The organism is Maribacter polysiphoniae, assembly GCF_003148665.1.
Lineage (GTDB): Bacteria > Bacteroidota > Bacteroidia > Flavobacteriales > Flavobacteriaceae > Maribacter_A > Maribacter_A polysiphoniae.
Genome location: NZ_QGGQ01000003.1, coordinates 1 through 17327 on the forward strand (window position 1 = coordinate 1; position 17327 = coordinate 17327).

General features: G+C 39.4%; 16 protein-coding genes. 9 read left to right on the forward strand and 7 right to left on the reverse strand.

The genetic code is table 11. From position 1 onward, the window contains the following. The 7 genes from LX92_RS22390 to LX92_RS07475 all read left to right on the forward strand — a co-directional run. Window positions 1–573: hypothetical protein (locus LX92_RS22390; protein WP_109649682.1), on the forward strand; the 573-nt coding region annotated here is incomplete at its 5' end. A 10-nt stretch (window positions 574–583) separates the two neighbouring features. Next, window positions 584–2611, forward strand: coding sequence for an Ig-like domain-containing protein (locus LX92_RS07450; protein WP_109649683.1), 2028 nt, complete (start codon window positions 584–586; stop codon window positions 2609–2611). A gap of 5 nt (window positions 2612–2616) precedes the next feature. Beyond that, window positions 2617–3570 (forward strand): PorP/SprF family type IX secretion system membrane protein, encoded by a 954-nt coding sequence (locus LX92_RS07455; protein WP_223308350.1) that lies wholly within the window; start codon window positions 2617–2619, stop codon window positions 3568–3570. A gap of 86 nt (window positions 3571–3656) precedes the next feature. Beyond that, window positions 3657–4193: an isopentenyl-diphosphate Delta-isomerase gene (gene idi, locus LX92_RS07460; protein ID WP_109649684.1), complete on the forward strand. Its 537-nt coding sequence runs from the start codon at window positions 3657–3659 to the stop codon at window positions 4191–4193. Continuing rightward, the gene (locus LX92_RS07465) at window positions 4183–4593 is read left to right on the forward strand and encodes a 6-pyruvoyl trahydropterin synthase family protein (RefSeq protein WP_109649685.1); all 411 of its coding nucleotides are present in this window, start codon (window positions 4183–4185) and stop codon (window positions 4591–4593) included. The genes idi and LX92_RS07465 overlap by 11 nt, the downstream gene beginning before the upstream one ends. A 37-nt stretch (window positions 4594–4630) precedes the next feature. Then, the gene (locus LX92_RS07470; RefSeq protein WP_109649686.1) at window positions 4631–5599 is read left to right on the forward strand and encodes a type I phosphomannose isomerase catalytic subunit; all 969 of its coding nucleotides are present in this window, start codon (window positions 4631–4633) and stop codon (window positions 5597–5599) included. 70 nt (window positions 5600–5669) lie between these two features. After that, on the forward strand, window positions 5670–5939 hold the full coding sequence (locus LX92_RS07475; protein WP_109649687.1) for a hypothetical protein: 270 nt from the start codon (window positions 5670–5672) through the stop codon (window positions 5937–5939). A gap of 53 nt (window positions 5940–5992) precedes the next feature. Here the strand turns inward: LX92_RS07475 and LX92_RS07480 are convergent, their stop codons facing one another. The 5 genes from LX92_RS07480 to LX92_RS07500 all read right to left on the reverse strand — a co-directional run bounded on the left by LX92_RS07480 (window position 5993) and on the right by LX92_RS07500 (window position 13629). After that, window positions 5993–6700 carry a DUF4369 domain-containing protein gene (locus tag LX92_RS07480; protein WP_109649688.1) on the reverse strand — a complete coding sequence of 236 codons (708 nt, stop codon included), beginning with the start codon at window positions 6698–6700 and terminating at the stop codon, window positions 5993–5995. A 151-nt stretch (window positions 6701–6851) separates the two neighbouring features. After that, a complete protein-coding gene (locus LX92_RS07485) occupies window positions 6852–8114 on the reverse strand; it encodes a DUF819 family protein (protein ID WP_109649689.1) in 1263 nt (420 codons plus the stop codon). A gap of 34 nt (window positions 8115–8148) precedes the next feature. Continuing rightward, window positions 8149–8952 (reverse strand): Cof-type HAD-IIB family hydrolase, encoded by an 804-nt coding sequence (locus LX92_RS07490; protein ID WP_109649690.1) that lies wholly within the window; start codon window positions 8950–8952, stop codon window positions 8149–8151. A gap of 1 nt (window position 8953) precedes the next feature. After that, window positions 8954–11158: a DUF5916 domain-containing protein gene (locus tag LX92_RS07495; RefSeq protein ID WP_109649691.1), complete on the reverse strand. Its 2205-nt coding sequence runs from the start codon at window positions 11156–11158 to the stop codon at window positions 8954–8956. 221 nt (window positions 11159–11379) lie between these two features. Next, entirely contained in the window at window positions 11380–13629 is a 2250-nt protein-coding gene (locus tag LX92_RS07500) for a transglycosylase domain-containing protein (protein WP_109649692.1), read from the reverse strand. Window positions 13630–13736: 107 nt separating this feature from the next. Here LX92_RS07500 and LX92_RS07505 point away from each other — a divergent pair, with 107 nt between their 5' ends. Continuing rightward, on the forward strand, window positions 13737–14510 hold the full coding sequence (locus tag LX92_RS07505; RefSeq protein WP_109649693.1) for a S1/P1 nuclease: 774 nt from the start codon (window positions 13737–13739) through the stop codon (window positions 14508–14510). Between the two features lie 222 nt (window positions 14511–14732). Here LX92_RS07505 and LX92_RS07510 read toward each other — a convergent pair whose 3' ends face one another. Together LX92_RS07510 and LX92_RS07515 are read right to left on the reverse strand one after the other, a co-directional pair. Beyond that, window positions 14733–15323: an alpha-ketoglutarate-dependent dioxygenase AlkB family protein gene (locus LX92_RS07510; RefSeq protein ID WP_109649694.1), complete on the reverse strand. Its 591-nt coding sequence runs from the start codon at window positions 15321–15323 to the stop codon at window positions 14733–14735. After that, entirely contained in the window at window positions 15323–16195 is an 873-nt protein-coding gene (locus LX92_RS07515) for an AraC family transcriptional regulator (RefSeq protein WP_109649695.1), read from the reverse strand. Before LX92_RS07515 ends, LX92_RS07510 begins: the two co-directional genes overlap by 1 nt. A gap of 244 nt (window positions 16196–16439) precedes the next feature. Between LX92_RS07515 and LX92_RS07520 the strand changes: the two genes are divergently transcribed. Further along, window positions 16440–17027, forward strand: coding sequence for a hypothetical protein (locus tag LX92_RS07520; protein ID WP_109649696.1), 588 nt, complete (start codon window positions 16440–16442; stop codon window positions 17025–17027). The last annotated feature ends 300 nt before the right edge of the window (window positions 17028–17327 follow it).

Here is a 17327-nt window from a genome sequence, read left to right on the forward strand (position 1 = left end):
AACACGACGAATACGAGCTTGACCCAGGACGGTACGAACCTTGTCCTTACGGACAGCGATACGAATTCAGTGACCATACCATTGGCTGATTTAGGTACTGATGACCAGAATTCTGACGAGGTTAACAATGTAGCATCCTCAATTGATTTAAATGGGGATTTAACAGTAGATGCGGCTGATATCATTGATGTTGATGGCGATGGTGTTGTTGATTCCACAGTACAGGATGTTATCGAGGCTATTACGCCAATCACTTCTAAAGCAGCTAGAATATTTTACCCTCCTTCAATAGCGGTAGATGCTTCATCGGTTGTAGTAGGGGCAACTATTGATTTATATAAACAATACGTTGATCAATATGGTATGACCTTACCTTCCTCTGCAAAAAGTACAAGTGCACCTGCTAAAATACCCACGTATACTAGGGCTGAGCTCTATTATTATGTTACGTATTACGATCCAACGGTGTTTAGTAATGTAACTATTAGTGATACAGGGGTAATGACCTATAATGTAGATGCTCCTCCAGCTGATTATAATTCATTGATCAATGTGGTATTTGTAGTTAAATAATCAATAAACAATGGCCCTTATCAGTTTGAAGCCCACACCTACATATAAAAAGATATTCCTCAGTATTGTTTTTACACTACTGGGGGTCGTTGTGTCGAATGCACAGTTTTTATTACAGGCTCCCAATAGTACGGATGAACATAATTACCGATGGTACGAGGCCTCTGACACTTCTAATGTATTGGGAACGGATTTCTTTTATGAGGTAACGACACCTGGTATTTATTTCGCAACTTATGATGGTACCCTTTGTGGTTCCAATGCTTCAGGCTACTTTATTGTAACCAACTGTAATTCTCCTGATAATGAGGTTACCTTGGATATTTCTGCCAATGTGGATTTATCTTCTGGAGCAACCCTGGGTTGGAGTCCAACCGTGACAGGAGATCAAACGCGTCCGACAGTCTTGGCAACACAAAGCGTTACCCGATATACAGCGACGGTAACAAAGGCAGGGAATAGTTTTGACCTTCCCAACTTTACCGTAGTATGTCTTGACCAAGCCGCAATTTTAGTTGATGATGTGGTAACAACCGATGAGGATGTTCCTTTAGTGGTTGATATCTATTCAAATGATTCCGATTTACCTACTACGGGTACATTAACGACGACCAATCCTGCGAATGGGGTTGTGGTTATTGATGATAATGGAACGCCAAACAATCCGTTGGATGATAGTGTAACCTATACCCCGAATCCCGATTTTAATGGTCCGGATTCTTTTGATTACACGGTTTGTAATTCTTCAGGGGATTGTAGTACGGCAACAGTTACAATTGATATATTGCCTATTGTGGATGCCATTGATGATGCGGTCGCTACGGAAGAGGATACACCAATCGATATCGATATTCTGGCCAACGACAATGACATTCCGACGATAGGTACATTCACCAGTACAGCTCCTTCCAATGGGGTTATGCTCCATATTGATAACGGTACCCCGGACGATCTATCGGACGATACGGTGACCTACACGCCTAACACTGGTTTCGTAGGTAGTGACACCTTTACCTATACCTTATGCGATGTAAGTTCAAATTGTAGTACGGCCACGGTGACCATCGTTGTTTCAAATGCATTGGATTTGGATTCGGATAATGATGGAATCGTTGATAGTTTTGAGGATTTGGATTTGGATGGCGATGGTGATCCATCAACAAATCCAACTGACAGTGATGGGGATGGTTTTGCGGATTATTTGGATATCGATAGTGATAATGACGGTATTCCCGATAATGTCGAGGCACAGACCACAGAAGGTTATATTCCTCCAAGCTTGATTGATGCCAATGCCAATGGATTGGACGATGCATATGAAGTAGGCTCGTTAGGTTTGTTCCCTGTGGATACCGATGGGGATAACCTACCGGATTATTTGGATGATGATAGTGATAATGATAATATTCCCGATGCTATAGAAGGTCATGACTTCAATCATGATGGTATTGCCGATGTGGTATTGATCGGCTCCGATAAGGATAATGACGGATTGGATGATAGTTATGAAGGGGGAGCTGCTATTGATATCGATGTTAATGATAAGATCAATGATCCATATAGTGATTTGCCCAATACAGATGGCGATAATGAATCGGATTATCGGGATACCAATGATGACAATGATGCATTAATGACCATCGATGAGGATTTGAATGGTGATGGCGATTATTCCAATGATGATAACGACGGCAATGGAATACCCGATTATCTTGAGCCGAATGTTCCCGAAGAGGAAGTGGAGGTATTCAATGTTCTAACTCCTAATGGCGATGGTGTTCATGATGTATTGGTTATAGGCGGATTGCAGAATTACCCTGATAATTCCCTTAAGATCTACAATAGATGGGGCGTTCTGGTCTATACCACAAGGGCCTATAATACGAATGGTAATGTTTTTGACGGCACGTCCGAAGGAAGGGTTACTGTTGAAAAAGACAACAAATTGCCAGTAGGAACCTATTTCTATATCCTTGACTATGTAGATGTAACCGGCAAGACCATTACACTTTCAGGGTACATTTATATTAACAGATAATGATTATGATGAATAACATAACAGGTGTTGTAAAAAAGATAGGGTTCCTAGGTATTCTAGGGTTTGTCCTTTTGTTCTTATCAACAGAGGTACAGGCGCAGCAAGACGCCCAATATACACAATACATGTACAATACAGTAAGTGTGAATCCAGGATATGCCGGTTCTAGGGGGCATTTGAGTTTGGCGGCATTGCACAGATCGCAGTGGGTGGGACTTGACGGGGCACCAAAGACACAGACCTTGAACATACATTCCCCCGTAGGTTATAATGGGGTAGGGATGGGGATTTCTATTGTTAATGATGAAATAGGGCCAACTTCAGAAACCTATTTGGATTTGGATTTTTCATATACGGTAAAGACCTCGAACGAAGGAAAGTTGAGTTTTGGGATAAAGGCCAGTGGTCATTTGTTGGACATCCGTTTTTCAGAGCTTAATCAATTTGCACCAGATCAAACCTTGGAACAGGATATAGACAATAAGTTTTCCCCAAACTTTGGGGCAGGTGTATACTATCATACAGATAAGTTTTATGCAGGTTTATCGGTGCCAAGATTTTTACAGACATCGCATTTTGAGGAATCTTCTTTGTCCACCGCCAAAGAACAGATGAATTTTTATCTGATTACAGGCTATGTCTTCGATATGAACCCGAATTTAAAATTTAAACCTACCATACTTACCAAAATGGTCCAAGGGGCACCCTTGCAGGTTGACCTTTCTGCCAACTTTATGCTTAATGATAAGTTTATTCTTGGTGGTGCGTATCGCTGGGATGCCGCTTTCAGTGGTATGTTCGGTTTTTACTTGAATGAATCATTCCTGATAGGAATGGCCTATGACCGTGAGGTTACCGAATTAGGTAATGCAGCCTTTAATGATGGGTCCTTTGAAATAATTTTGAGATACGATTTCATAAAGACCAAAGGTTATGTAAAATCGCCTAGGTTCTTCTAACCCATTATTCCCTATTATCCATACGCATCCATATTTTTTATATCAGGCTTAACCCAAAATTTGGGTAAAGGTCTTATTTTTACAGAATGAAGGAAGAAGAAGTCATTCTTGTAAATACCCAAGACGAGCAAATTGGCACCATGCCCAAAATGGAAGCGCATGAAAAAGCACAATTGCACAGGGCGTTTTCTGTATTTATCATGAATGATAATGGGGAAACTATGCTTCAACAAAGGGCAGCGCACAAATATCACTCCCCCTTGCTTTGGACAAATACCTGTTGTAGCCATCAAAGAGTGGGTGAAACCAATATCGAGGCTGGTCAAAGAAGGTTACAGGAAGAAATGGGATTCACCGCCGATTTGAAAGAACTGTTTTCCTTTATTTATAAGGCACCATTCGATAATGGCCTTACCGAACACGAACTGGATCATGTGATGATGGGTTCATATAATGGAAGCCCTAAAATTAATCCGGAGGAGGTTGCGGATTTCAAGTGGATGAAGCCAGAGGATATCCAAAAGGATATCGTCGAAAACCCAGAACAATATACGGTTTGGTTTAAGATTATTTTCGAAAAATTCTTTGATCATTTAATACACAACATGACCCATGAAAGTTAAGGTAAGCAGAAAAGCTCATTTCAATGCGGCGCACCGCTTATATCGACCAGGTTGGGACGATGCCAAAAATAGTGCGGTTTTTGGAAAATGCAATAATCCCAATTATCACGGCCATAATTATGATTTGGTGGTCAGTGTTTATGGAGAGATTGATAAGGAAACCGGTTTTGTAATGGATATGAAACGCTTAAAGGCATTGATCAAGGATAAAATTGAGGATGTCTTAGACCATAAGAACCTAAATGTCGAAGTACCGGAATTCAAGAATTTGAATCCGACCGCTGAGAATATAGCGGTATTTATTTGGAATAAACTAAGGCCACATATTGATGCTTCCAAGGAATTGGAGGTTGTACTATATGAAACACCGAGGAATTTTGTAACCTATTCAGGGGAATGATCGAGGATCAAATCAATTTGAAATATAAATAATTATTATGAATTTATATCCATTTAAGTTTCAACCCATATTAAAGGAACGTCTTTGGGGTGGCACGAAGTTAAAAGAAGTATTGGGAAAACCCATTGAAAGTGAAATAACTGGTGAAAGTTGGGAGCTTTCCGCGGTGGAAGGTGATATTTCCACGGTGGCCAATGGGCCATTGGCAGGGACGTCACTACAGCAAATTATCGATCAAGATCCAGAAGGGTTGTTGGGTAAGGATGTTTTTGAGCGCTTTGGAAAGGATTTTCCCATTTTGATTAAGTTTATCGATGCCAAACAAGATCTTTCCATACAATTGCATCCAAACGATGAATTGGCAAAAAAACGACATAATTCCTTTGGTAAGACAGAGATGTGGTATGTAATGGATGCCGATCCAGGAGCTAATCTTATTGTTGGTTTCAACAAGGATGTAACCAAGGAGGAGTACTCAAAAAGTTTGGAAAACGATACCCTGTTGGATTTACTGAACTACGAACAAGTCAAGGAGGGTGATACCTTTTTTATCAATACAGGTAAAATACATGCTATAGGTGCGGGAGTACTTTTGGCTGAAATCCAACAAACTTCGGATATTACCTATCGTGTTTTTGATTTTAACCGAAGGGATAAAAACGGGAATTTGAGGGAATTGCATACCGATTTGGCCTTGGATGCCATGGATTATGCCAAGAAAGATGATTTTAAGGTCGGTTATGACACACAGAAGGACGCCGTTAATACCATGGTGGATTGTCCTTATTTTAAGACTAACTTTATGAACCTTGACAAGGATTTAAGTCTTGATGTTGCGAATAGGTCCTCATTTACCATCTTGATGTGTGTTGGAGGTTCGGCAGAAGTAATTACCGAGGCAGGGTCAGTAAAGATCCAGAAAGGGGAAACCGTTTTGGTTCCTGCAAATTCGACGAATATTTCAATACAAACAGACAGTGTTAAATTGTTGGAAGTTACCGTTTAAGCTAAATAAATTTGTTTCGGTAAACGAGTGGCGTGTAAAAAATGTATTTTTGCAAAAAAATAATTAGATAATGGCAAGTATTAGAGATTTAAAAAAAGATATAAATTTTGTTTTGGGGGATATTATTGAAGCAGTGTACATTGTTGAGGCGGCCAATAATAAATCAGACTCCAAGGAAGGCGCTAAGATTATTGACAATGCCATCGAAACCTTTGATGAATTGATTGCAAAAGTCAATAACAAGAGTGTTGACAATAGAAAAGCCCATTTAAATGCGGTTCGTCAGGAATTGGAGAAAAAGGCCACTGCCTTGGTAGACCAATTGAACAAGCTACAATAGGTAATAACGATATTGTAATAAAAAAACATCCCGCCAAGGCGGGATGTTTTTTTTTATTCCTTCTTTTTTCTAATTTCTAAGAAATTCTGGAGTGCTTTCCCATATTTGGATCCGGCCACTTCCGGTGTCAATGAATTGTTGATGGAATCCAGATACTTGATATTGGCATCGGATACTTCGGTCAAGGCAATATAGGGTGCGATATAGGAATCCCTATTGTTCAAGGCAAAGTTCAAGGCAAAAGCATAACCCCTTTGGATGTTCTTATGTGAAACTTCTTCAATGGAATCGATTTGTTCGGGGGTCAAGGCCACTTCCCTGTTTGCGGTTGTTTGCAATATTTCAAGGCTGCGTTTATTGAACTTCGTCATTATTTTACGATATTCCTCCAATTTTTTTTGTGTTGCCGAACCTTCGATTTTGGCATTGGTATCAAAGGTGTCCCATTTGGTATTTATGGTAATATTGCCTGGTTCGCCAAAAAAGCTGATCCTATCATTAATGTCATTGTAATCCTCCTTGTTCAGGTACAAATAGAAAATCTCTGGACTTTCAAGTTTTGTTTTGAACGTAAAACTACCATCACCGTCCACTTCCAATGAATCAATGGTTACCAAGGTAGAATCAGGGACATGTTGTAAGTATATGGTACCTTTTTTTAGGCCTTTTACATTTCCGGTCACGAACATGGTATTGGAGGTGTCTTCGCTACAGGAAATCAATAATAGGGTCATACAACCCAAAAAGAATAAATGCTTCATTTGTAAGGAATTTCAAAGGCGATTATTTCCGCCTAATTTTGGTACTTTGATTATGGCGCAAATATCAATAAAATTTTTGAGTTTGAACATTCCCTTTTACCCACATTTGTTCAAAGACATGACATTTTATACTTTTAATACGGGTTTTGGATTATACGTTGGCGGCGATTTCCATAAGAAGTCCACAAATATAGGCTCCAGCTGTACCGACTACATACCCCAATACCGCCAATAATATACCTACAGACGTTAATGAGGGATGGAATTCCGCAGCCACGATAGGGGCAGAGGCAGCACCTCCCACATTGGCCTGACTACCCACTGCGAGAAAGAAAAATGGGGCTTTGATCATCTTGGCTACCAAAATAAGTAATCCTGCATGAATGGATATCCATATGATACCAACGGCGATCAGTCCTGGATTCTCCAAGAACCTTCCCAAATCCATTTTCATACCTATGGTAGCCACAAGAATATAAATGAATACGCTACCGATTTTACTGGCTCCGGCTCCTTCGTAATTCTTGGCTTTGGTGAAGGACAATAAAATACCTGCGGCGGTGGCAAAAACAACCATCCATAAAAATTTAGAACCCAAGGAAGAAAGCGCCTTGTCCTTGTTTCTTATGACTTCAAATGTGTTTTCCAAAAACACGGCGAAATGCTCTGCTAAAAAATGGGATAATCCGACAGCGAAAAAGGCTAGGCAAAGCATCATTATATAATCGTGTAAGGTCGTAACCCTGGTGATCTTTTCGGTATGTGCCGATACCTTTGCCTTTAAGGTTTCGATTGAGGAGTTATCGGCTTTCAACCATTTATCGATCTTATCGGATTTGCCTATGCCCAATAATATAATGGCCATCCAGATATTGGCAACAACAATATCTATAAGAACCATGTCTCCGAATTTTTTCGGGTTAAATTGAAATACTTCCAACATGGCGGCTTGGTTGGCGCCTCCACCGATCCAACTACCGGCAATCGTGGTCAAACCACGCCAAACAGCATCAAAGCCTACACCGCCTACCGTTTCAGGGGAAAAAATGGATACGATTAAAATAGCGATCGGACCTCCAATGATAATACCTACGGTACCCGTTAAAAACATGATCAACGCTTTTGAACCGAGGTTCAAAATGGCCTTTAGGTCAATGCTCAACGTCATTAAGACCAGTGCCGCAGGAAGTAAATAGCGACTGGCAATATAATATAGGTTTGAGTGCTCTTCAGAGATAATACCTGTGCTGGTGAGTATCGCGGGTAGCATATAACACATCAAAAGTGTCGGGATGACCGTATAGAATTTTTTCCAGAATCCTTTTTTTATGGATGATGTATAGAAAACGAAACCTAAGCAAAGACTTAATAGTCCAAAAATTATGGTGTCTTCAGAAAGTGGGAGTTGGTGCATTGTTGGTTGAATATAGTATTGGGTTCAAATATAGTTAAATCTTGAAATTTTGGTTCAGAAAATGGGCTACCCCGTTTTGGGTGTTTGTCAGGGTTGTGTGGTCGGCAATGGTTTTTACCTCCTTACGGGCGTTGCCCATGGCTACACCACAATCGACTAGCTCTAACATTTCCGCATCATTGTAATTATCCCCAAAAGCAATAATATCTTTAAGTGTATGGGAGTTTTTGATCAATAACGCTATGGCCGAGAGTTTTGAAACGGTTTTAGGACTAACCTCGATCAAAGTATCGTTGGAACGATATATATTCATGATATGGGAATAATCTGCCTTGAGTGTAGGTGCTATGCGCTCAATGGTTTCGAAGGTACCCATAAGCATTATTTTATGCGCACCGATTTTTCGTTTCTTCCAAGCCTTGAGTGTCTCTGAATTTTTCTGGTATATGGGTACGGTCTTGGTATTATTGATTTCTTTGGTCACCCGTTCCGAGTTTTCTTCAACATACCATTCATCCTTAAAATACAGTCCTAATTTTATGTCATGCCCATTACAGAGTTCATATAACGATTCCAAAGGCTCAATATCGATAATGGAGGAGTGTATTTCCTCTTGGCCATCGAGTACCAGAGCACCATTGTAGCAAATAATGGGCTCATGCTCAATACCCAGGTCTTTTTGTATGTATCGCATTGATTTGGGCATTCTGGCCGAGACCAGGATGATTTTGGTCGTTGGTTTTATTCGTTTGATTTCTGAAATGGTAAAATCGGAAACGTCACTTTTCGTGGATAGCAGGGTGCCATCCAAGTCGGAACATAAAATCTTATGGTTCATTCTATATATTTAGCCAGTAGGTAAACTTTAGGTTTATTGATCGCATTCTGGGTGCAAAAGTATTGACAAAATAGTTATCATTATACACCAAGTACAAATCAGATAGGGGGGCGAACCTCCATTGCAACCTGGAATTGAGTCCAAAATTGTCCTGTTGTGTACTGTACTGTACCAAAGTGGACCAAAAAAGGGATTTATTGAAGGTGACTTCGATTTTTGGACTTAACAGCCATAAATCGGCACTAACATAGGGTTGGGGCAATTCTATCCGATTATAATCGACCAGCATGGATATGAATACTTTAGGCTGAAATCGATAGGTCATCGTACCTAAAAAGGAATACCGATTTCCGTTGAAAAAACTTCCTAATGTGGTCTCCATTCGATAAGAAAACAACTTTCTCCTATCGGATGTATATTCGAGTTTCAGATTACTGTAATGATAGCCCACATTCTCTGGTAGTGCAATGGCATCATCCTTTCCGGTAGGTTCGAACTCATCGGTTAAAAAGGTGTACTTGTTGTCCACTCTGATATTGATGTTGGAAAAATCAACGAATTTGGCCTCCCATTCACCTCGAAAGGTATAATCGGTATTTTGTAGATCCATACTCGGACTCCAGATGAAAATGGGGAAGAATTTAAAACTATGGGTATTGATTATGCCCTTTTTTGGCCAAAAAACCTTTTCTATCCCTGCATAACCTTTCAATATATCCGTTCTACGGATATAGCCTAGATCAGATCTATAATCTTCACCTACATACACTAGTTTTGAAAAAGTGTTATAATATCTAGAGTTATAATCTAGTTTAGCCCCGGTGGATACATCCTTATCCCCACTGTTATGGGCAAAGGATTTATGGATGAAGAACTTGCCATTCCACCTATTGCCTTTTGATATAAGATCATAATCAATACCGAGTACGCGGTTATACCTATCCTCATCTTCCTGAAAGTCGTAATTTTTAAGGGTTTGTCTGTTGATAAGGAACATACTGATATTTGATCGCCCGAATACACGTTGCTGAAGCGCAAGCATCATATTGTTGTTTGAAGTAATATTGTTTTGCCGATCAGCTTCAGTCTGTATATCTAGGAAACCAAGGCGTAAACCTTTATTCAGCTTACCACTGAGTCGCATTCCGCCAATAATCTTGTTTTCTATGGAATTGTCTGCTGTATCCGTGGCGATACCGATTCTTCTTGAAAAAAATGGATTTTCATCATGGGAATCACCAAAACTTGCAAAAAGGTCGCTATTGTCAATGAAGAACTGTCTTTTTTCCGGCAGTGAAATTTCAAAACGGGTAAGGTTGGTCACTTGGTCATCAACTTCAACCTGTGAAAAATCAGGATTTACGGTGATATCCAAATTCATGCTATTGCCAATCGCAAATTTGGCATCCCCACCAATTTTTATACGGTTGAGCGCTTCATTGTTCTCAAAATCGTTTTGGGAAATAGCATTGATATATGGAATGATAGCCAATGGACTTCTGGATTTTCCCAAAGGTTTTTCAAAAACCATATCCCCCATGAAGGTAAGGCCATAAACATTTTGATTCTGGGGAATGTTCATCCATGTGCTATTTTCGTTCGATTGGGTATCGAAACGATAACTGTTGAAACGCCACTTTGTCTCGCCTTCCTTAAACTTAAAGGCAGTTAGTGGAATGATCAATTCGGATGTGTAACGATCTTCATATATTTTGGAACTTCCTTTCCATTTCGTATCCCAGGATATGGTAAAGCCCCTTAAGTCATTACCACCACCAGAAACCAAACCTTCCCGACGTACTCCATAAGGATTGATACCGAATAAGAATGCATTTGAACCATCATTGAAGGTGTCGAACAACAAGGTTATATTATCGCTGTTTCCTGCCCTAAAGTCCCTTTTTAAGGACTGTACCTTGTAATCTTTCCCAGAGGTGAAAACAGTGATTCCAATATACAGGTTTTCATCATCAAAAAGCATTTTGATATGGGTCTGTTTAGTGGCTAGGATGGAGTCAGAAGGAAAGTATTGCCAGAAATCTTTTGCTATTTCGGCCTTAAACCAGATAGCCTCATCAAGGATGCCATCAGGATAAATGGTTTCGATATTTGAAATGTGGTTTACCGTAAAACCCTTATGATGATTTTGGGCATAAATGAAGAACGTAGAAAATATAAATAATAGAACGATTACATATCTCCCCATTAATGGTTGGTTTGGCTAGTCTGCTCAAATTTAGGGTATTAAAAATTAATTAAGGGCAATACTTCCAAAATTACGTACTTATTTATACGTTTTCAGGGCTTACTAAAATACGTAAGGCAACATATTGTTATAAAGCGTTTACTTTTGGTTGACCCTTAATTTTTTCCTGTGTTTTTTTTGCATTATTTACCAAAGCAATCTGTATATGTATCTATGGGAGGTTAGGGTTTCGTGCGGAATTTTTTGACTTTCTTTTTCTTTGGGTTTTTAAATAGGCGTTTAAAAAAACCATCCCGTTTAATGGGTTCACAATCCAATATCCGTAAAACGGATGGATCGGTTTTGGGAAAACGGGCTTTTGTGATCCCATTGAATGCAGCATCGCGATTCAATTTCTGGTACCATAACGCGAATAGGGGTAATGCGGCGTTGGCCCCTTGGCCAAGGCTCGTGTTTTTAAAACCTATTTCATGATTGTCTAGGCCTACCCAACTCACGTGTACCAATTTTGGTGTAATGGCCACGAACCAGGCATCCTTATTGTTTTGGGTGGTGCCGGTTTTACCGGCAATATCGTTTTTCAAATTGTAGGTTGTACGAATGCGGGATGCTGTTCCTTGGTCAATGGTAGATTTCATCATTTCCAGCATTATTTCACCTGTTTTTCTTGAAAAAGCATCCGTTTTTACCTCTTTAGGTGCAAAACGGGCCAAAATTGAGTCGTTTTGATTCCTTATGCTTTCTATGTAGAAGGGTTCTGCCCCTTTTCCGTTATTCACAAAACTGGTGTAAACCGTAGCTAGTTCACTGACATAAAGTTCCCCTGTACCCAAGGCTAGCGAGGGTTGTTTGGGAAGTTCTGAGTATACACCCATTTTTTGGGCCTGTTCTATAACTTTATCGATACCGGTTTTTTCCAAAACCTTCACAGCCACCGTGTTCACTGAATGGCTCAAGGCCATTTCCATTGAATAGTTGAGGTAGGCCTCATCCTTATTATTGGAGTTGCTGGGAGACCACCCTTTTAAATTCTCATACGCCACCTCTTGGGCCGGAAAATAAGTGCATGGAGGTATACCGGCTTCAAGTGCGGTCGTATACACAATAGGCTTAAAAGTAGACCCTACCTGTCTTTTGCTTTGTGCTATATGGTCATATTTGAAATGTTTGTAATTGATGCCCCCGATCCATGTTTTTACAGCCCCTGTTCTCGGGTCCATGGATAGTGAACCGGTATTAAGGAATTTCATATAGTGCTGTACGCTATCTATGGTACTGGCTTTTACTGTTTTTTCGCCAGACCAGTCGCCTAATGTCATGGATCGTTTCTTACGAAGGGAATCCATGATTCTTGTGTCATCCCATCCCAGTTTCTTTAATTTTTGGTAAGGTTCTGTTCTCTTCACCAATTTGCTTATCAGTCCTTTGTTCTTTAACCAAGGGGCATTTTTCCCATAACTCTTTTCGAATTTTTCTTGAAGGGAAGCCATATGGTGGGCCATGGATTCTTCTGCCAGTTGTTGCATTTTTGAGTCCAACGTAGTATACACCTTTAAACCCGAGGTATATGGATTGTAGTTCTTGCCATTTTTGTTTTGGATAGCACACCATTCACGAAGTTTTTTTCTTACCTCTTCCCTAAAGTAAGGCGCTAAGCCTACATCGTGTTCAAATTCGCGATAATTCAGTTTTAGGGGAATGGCGGAAAGACTATCCTTTTCTTTGGCATCGAGAAAACCGTTGTTTACCATAGATTGTAATACGAGATTTCTCCTTTCAATACTTTTTTTGGGGAATAATCTTGGATTATAGCTATGGGTGGCTTTAAGTGTACCGATCAAGGTTGCCGCTTGCTCTATGGTCAGTTCGCTGGTAGTCGTATTGAAAAACTTGAGTGCTGCACTTTCAATACCAAAGGTATTGCCACCAAAAGACACGGTGTTTAAATAATGTGTCAGTATTTCATCCTTGGTAAAGAGGTCCTCCAACCGTTGTGCGATAATCATTTCCTTTACCTTGTCTACCACAAGATGTGTTTGTTTACGGTCTTTGCGGGGATATAGGTTCTTGGCCAATTGTTGTGTTAAGGTACTACCTCCTCCCGAAGATCGATCCTGCATCAATATCGTTTTTATGGCTACGCGAAGCAGGCTTTGATAGTCAATACCGGAATGTTCATAAAAACGCTCATCCTCAATAGCGGTCAATGCATTACGTACATGTTCTGGGATATTTTTAAATGGAATGGGTTGCTGATCGTTTAGATAATATTTGCCAATCAGCACGCCATCGGCAGTATAGACCTCTGAAGCCCTATTGTAATGAAAAGTGGAAAGCTCATTGTTATTGGGCAATTTGCCCCATATACCAATACGAACACTCAATATAAAAACGAACAATAGTAAAACAATTGCCAGAAGTAATTTTAGGGCAAATCGGGCAAAACCGTATTTTCTTTTCCTTTTAACCAAATCAGTGGGTTTTTTTAAGGATGCAATATCAAACTAAAAAATGAAAACGGACTAAGAGTTAACAATAGATTAAAATGCTTTTTCTAATTTTGGAATAAATAAAAATCATGAAAAATATAGTACTTCTGATTCTTTTGGCAAGCCAGATGTCATTCGGAAATGCACCATTTTGGTCGAAAACAGGTCATAGGGTCATAGGGGAAATAGCCCAAAATGAGTTGTCGGGAAAGGCAAAACGAGCGATTGCTAAACTGCTGGATGGTAAAAGCCTATCCTCAATCTCAAATTTCGCCGATGAAATTAAAGCCGATAGCCGTTATAGGGAATTCAGTGCCTGGCATTATGTGAATATACCTCCGGGAAAGGATTATAAGGATATTGAACACAATACATATGGTGATTTGGTAACGGGTATTCGTAAATGTATCGAAATTGTCAAGGATGGGAAGAACCCAAAGGAAGATCGTGTATTTTATTTGAAGATGTTGGTGCATTTGGTAGGGGACCTTCATCAACCCATGCATGTTGGTCGTGTAGAGGATAAGGGAGGAAATGACATACAGGTGCAATGGTTCGGTAGAGGCAGTAATTTACATAGGGTATGGGATTCGAATATGATCGATGACTATGGGTTAAGTTTTTCTGAACTGGCAAATTCACTTCCTGAATTGGATAAGAATGCAAGAAAGAAGATTCAAGAAGGGGAGGTACTTGATTGGGTAAAAGAATCACAGGAAATTGCGGATAAGTTGTATGATTCTGTTGAAAATGGCGAGAAACTAGCCTATCGTTATAGTTATGTTTGGTGGGGTACGGTCGAATCCCAACTCAATAAGGGAGGCTTACGTTTGGCAAAAGTATTGAATGACCTTTTTAAGTAGAACATTGATTTTAAGGGTGTTCCAACATGGTTTAAAGCACTGCTTTTAACCTTCTTAACCTGAAAAACGGGAATTTAGTCGAAAAACAATACTTTGGCATACGGTTTGAAGTTATCTTTATGTAGTTGTGCATGAGGAGATTAGTACAGTTACCCGATTGCTAAAGGCAGTGCTTGACTTCGAAAAAGGGTATAAAAAAAACCGGTGTTTAACCGGTTTTTTTTATTTCAATACCCTAAAGGTTAGATTGATTCGTCCGCCAATGGGTTTAGTGGTCTTCGGTACTTGATGTTGCCAATAGTGTTGGGTCTTTCCTTTCATCAATAATAAACTCCCATGCCCCAAAAGTAATTTATGTTTTAAGGATTTATCCTTTTTGTGTCGTAAATGAAAAACACGTTCTTGACCTAAACTGATTGAGGCAATAACCGGATTTTGTCCGAGTTCCTTTTCATCATCGGAATGCCAACCATTGCTATCGCGCCCATTTCTATAAAAGTTCAACAGACAGGTATTGAACGCCGTGCGAGTCAGGTCTTCCAATAGACTGTTGATTTCCCCTAAATTTTCCGTAAACGGTTTAGGTCGCATTACAATGTTTGAATAGGAGTATTCCTTATCCCCACTACCATATAACGCGGTCAATCTTGGTTGGGGATATACTTTCCCAAAAACCTTAATGTCATCGTGTTGCCATGGTACGGAATCTTTAAAATAATCAAAAAGGACCGCTGCTTTTTCTGAATCGATAAAATCAGGATAATACGAGATATCCGCATCGATCAGGTTCAAAAGTAGGGGCGATGTCGACATTATTGAAAGACCGCCTTTAATTGGTTGCGATAGGCAGAAGGATTTTGTCCTGTAAAGGTTTTGAATGATTTATTGAAATGTGAAAAATTGTTGAATCCACATTCAAAGCATACCTCGGTGATACTCATCGGTTGTTCGGCCAAGAGTTTGGAGGCATGTACCAGACGATATTCATTGACAAATTGAACAAAGGTCTTATTGGTTATCTTTTTAAAGTACCTACAGAAAGAAGGTATGGTCATGTTGACCATATCCGATATTTCCTTAAGGGTAATTTCTTCCTTGAAATTATTCTTGACATAATTGAATACAATATTGATACGGTCATTGTCCTTGATATCGGCTTCAAGTGAAAAACCGTGAGCATTCAATATCCTGAATTCCTCGGTGCTGCCAAGTCCATGAAGAATATCCAGTATTGAAATTAATCGTTCGAAATTGGATTTGTATTCCAGGGCTTCCATTTTTTTGCCCAAATATTGTTTTGTCTCCCCAAAGAAAACAACACCTCCTCTTGCGATTTCAAAAAGGTTTTGGACTTTCTTCATTTCCGGGATCTTAAAAAAATCCTCCCCCAAAAAATCCTCTTTCATCTGAATTACGGTTTCCCTTCTGTTCCCCGTTAACTTATCGGTAAACCCACAATGGGGTAAATTACTAGGTACCATTAAAAGCGTGCCGTTGGTATAATAAGAAAGGTTGCTCCCAATCTGTCTTTTACCTGCCCCTCCATTTACGTATACCAATTCTATTTCGGGGTGGTAGTGCCACTTATTGTTTTTGTTGTTTGTTTCGGCATCGAATTTCTGGTACATAAAAGAATGTCCAAAATTGGGTTCAATGACTTCAAAAGTAGGTTTCTGATTTAGCATATCTATTTATTTCCTCGTGCAAAGTTACTAAGGCTTTAAATGACCGAACTTTGTAAAATTGCCTCAATTCTGTGCAAAATTACCACTTAACAATTAATTAACCTAGCTATGTGTTAAAATAACATATAAATTGGAAAATCTTGATGTAGTAGGCGGGGTAAAGCGGTCGTAAGTTTGCCCTGTAATTAGTTACTAAGCGAAAAAGAAAAAGAAGATTGACCATTAACCCTAAAATTAAAATGTTATGAAAGCAATTAAGAAAATTACCCTAAGCGCGGCCTTTTTATTTATTACAGCCCTAGGCATGGCCAACGAGATGGATTTGAGAATCATCGCGAACAATGAGGATAAATCCTTGGTTTTCCGCTATGAAAACCTAACTACTGATGCATCATTAAGATTCATTGATGGACAAGGAAATGTTATTTTCACTGAAAACTTAAAAGATAAATCAGCATACTTGAAAAGGTTTAACCTTAACAGCCTATCCACAGGTACATATTTCCTTACTGTGGAAGATGCCATAAAGGAGACGGAGTATACTATTGCCATTGAGGATGCCAATATTTCCATTGAGAACAAGTCAGAGAAGAACAAACCGGTTTTCAGGACAACTGAAAATATGGTCTATGTTAATCTGTTGAACTTGAAAAAGGACGAGGTTGAGATCAAGGTTTATGATGATAGTGACAGAGTAGTCTTCAACGAAGTATTCAATGACAAGGATATTATCGAGAAAGCCTTCAATTTTGAGAAAGCCTATAAGGGACATTACATCATCAAGGTAAAAAAGAATGATGAAACTTATTACGAAGCATTTGACGTTGATTAAGTTAGTTTAATCTATCTAGGAGAAAGAAGAGGGCATTAGCCCTCTTTTTTCATTTTTATAGGTTGCATAAGTACCTGTAGTTTACGATAAATCAAAATGTAGTACTTCATATTGCGATTCTCAACTTATATCAAGGAGGATTCAGTTTTACCAGGTCCCAGGGTTTGATATGTCGATCCTAGGAATGTTTTAATCTAGATTGAAATCCTATTTCCGTTCGCGGTGGATTTAGGTGGGTAGGAAAATGGGGCCTAAAATGATCCGGTAGATGATAGGCGAAGTATAATCGGTTTTATGGGG

Excerpts from the sequence above, each read along its gene's own strand:
- LX92_RS07450 (WP_109649683.1), top strand. The coding sequence starts at position 584 with ATGGCCCTTATCAGTTTGAAGCCCACACCTACATATAAAAAGATATTC.
- idi (WP_109649684.1), top strand. The coding sequence starts at position 3,657 with ATGAAGGAAGAAGAAGTCATTCTTGTAAATACCCAAGACGAGCAAATT.
- LX92_RS07495 (WP_109649691.1), bottom strand. The coding sequence starts at position 11,158 with ATGGGGAGATATGTAATCGTTCTATTATTTATATTTTCTACGTTCTTC.
- LX92_RS07475 (WP_109649687.1), top strand. The coding sequence starts at position 5,670 with ATGGCAAGTATTAGAGATTTAAAAAAAGATATAAATTTTGTTTTGGGG.
- LX92_RS07480 (WP_109649688.1), bottom strand. The coding sequence starts at position 6,700 with ATGAAGCATTTATTCTTTTTGGGTTGTATGACCCTATTATTGATTTCC.
- LX92_RS07520 (WP_109649696.1), top strand. The coding sequence starts at position 16,440 with ATGAAAGCAATTAAGAAAATTACCCTAAGCGCGGCCTTTTTATTTATT.
- LX92_RS07510 (WP_109649694.1), bottom strand. The coding sequence starts at position 15,323 with ATGTCGACATCGCCCCTACTTTTGAACCTGATCGATGCGGATATCTCG.
- LX92_RS07485 (WP_109649689.1), bottom strand. The coding sequence starts at position 8,114 with ATGCACCAACTCCCACTTTCTGAAGACACCATAATTTTTGGACTATTA.
- LX92_RS07455 (WP_223308350.1), top strand. The coding sequence starts at position 2,617 with ATGATGAATAACATAACAGGTGTTGTAAAAAAGATAGGGTTCCTAGGT.
- LX92_RS07465 (WP_109649685.1), top strand. The coding sequence starts at position 4,183 with ATGAAAGTTAAGGTAAGCAGAAAAGCTCATTTCAATGCGGCGCACCGC.
- LX92_RS07490 (WP_109649690.1), bottom strand. The coding sequence starts at position 8,952 with ATGAACCATAAGATTTTATGTTCCGACTTGGATGGCACCCTGCTATCC.
- LX92_RS07470 (WP_109649686.1), top strand. The coding sequence starts at position 4,631 with ATGAATTTATATCCATTTAAGTTTCAACCCATATTAAAGGAACGTCTT.
- LX92_RS07515 (WP_109649695.1), bottom strand. The coding sequence starts at position 16,195 with ATGCTAAATCAGAAACCTACTTTTGAAGTCATTGAACCCAATTTTGGA.
- LX92_RS07505 (WP_109649693.1), top strand. The coding sequence starts at position 13,737 with ATGAAAAATATAGTACTTCTGATTCTTTTGGCAAGCCAGATGTCATTC.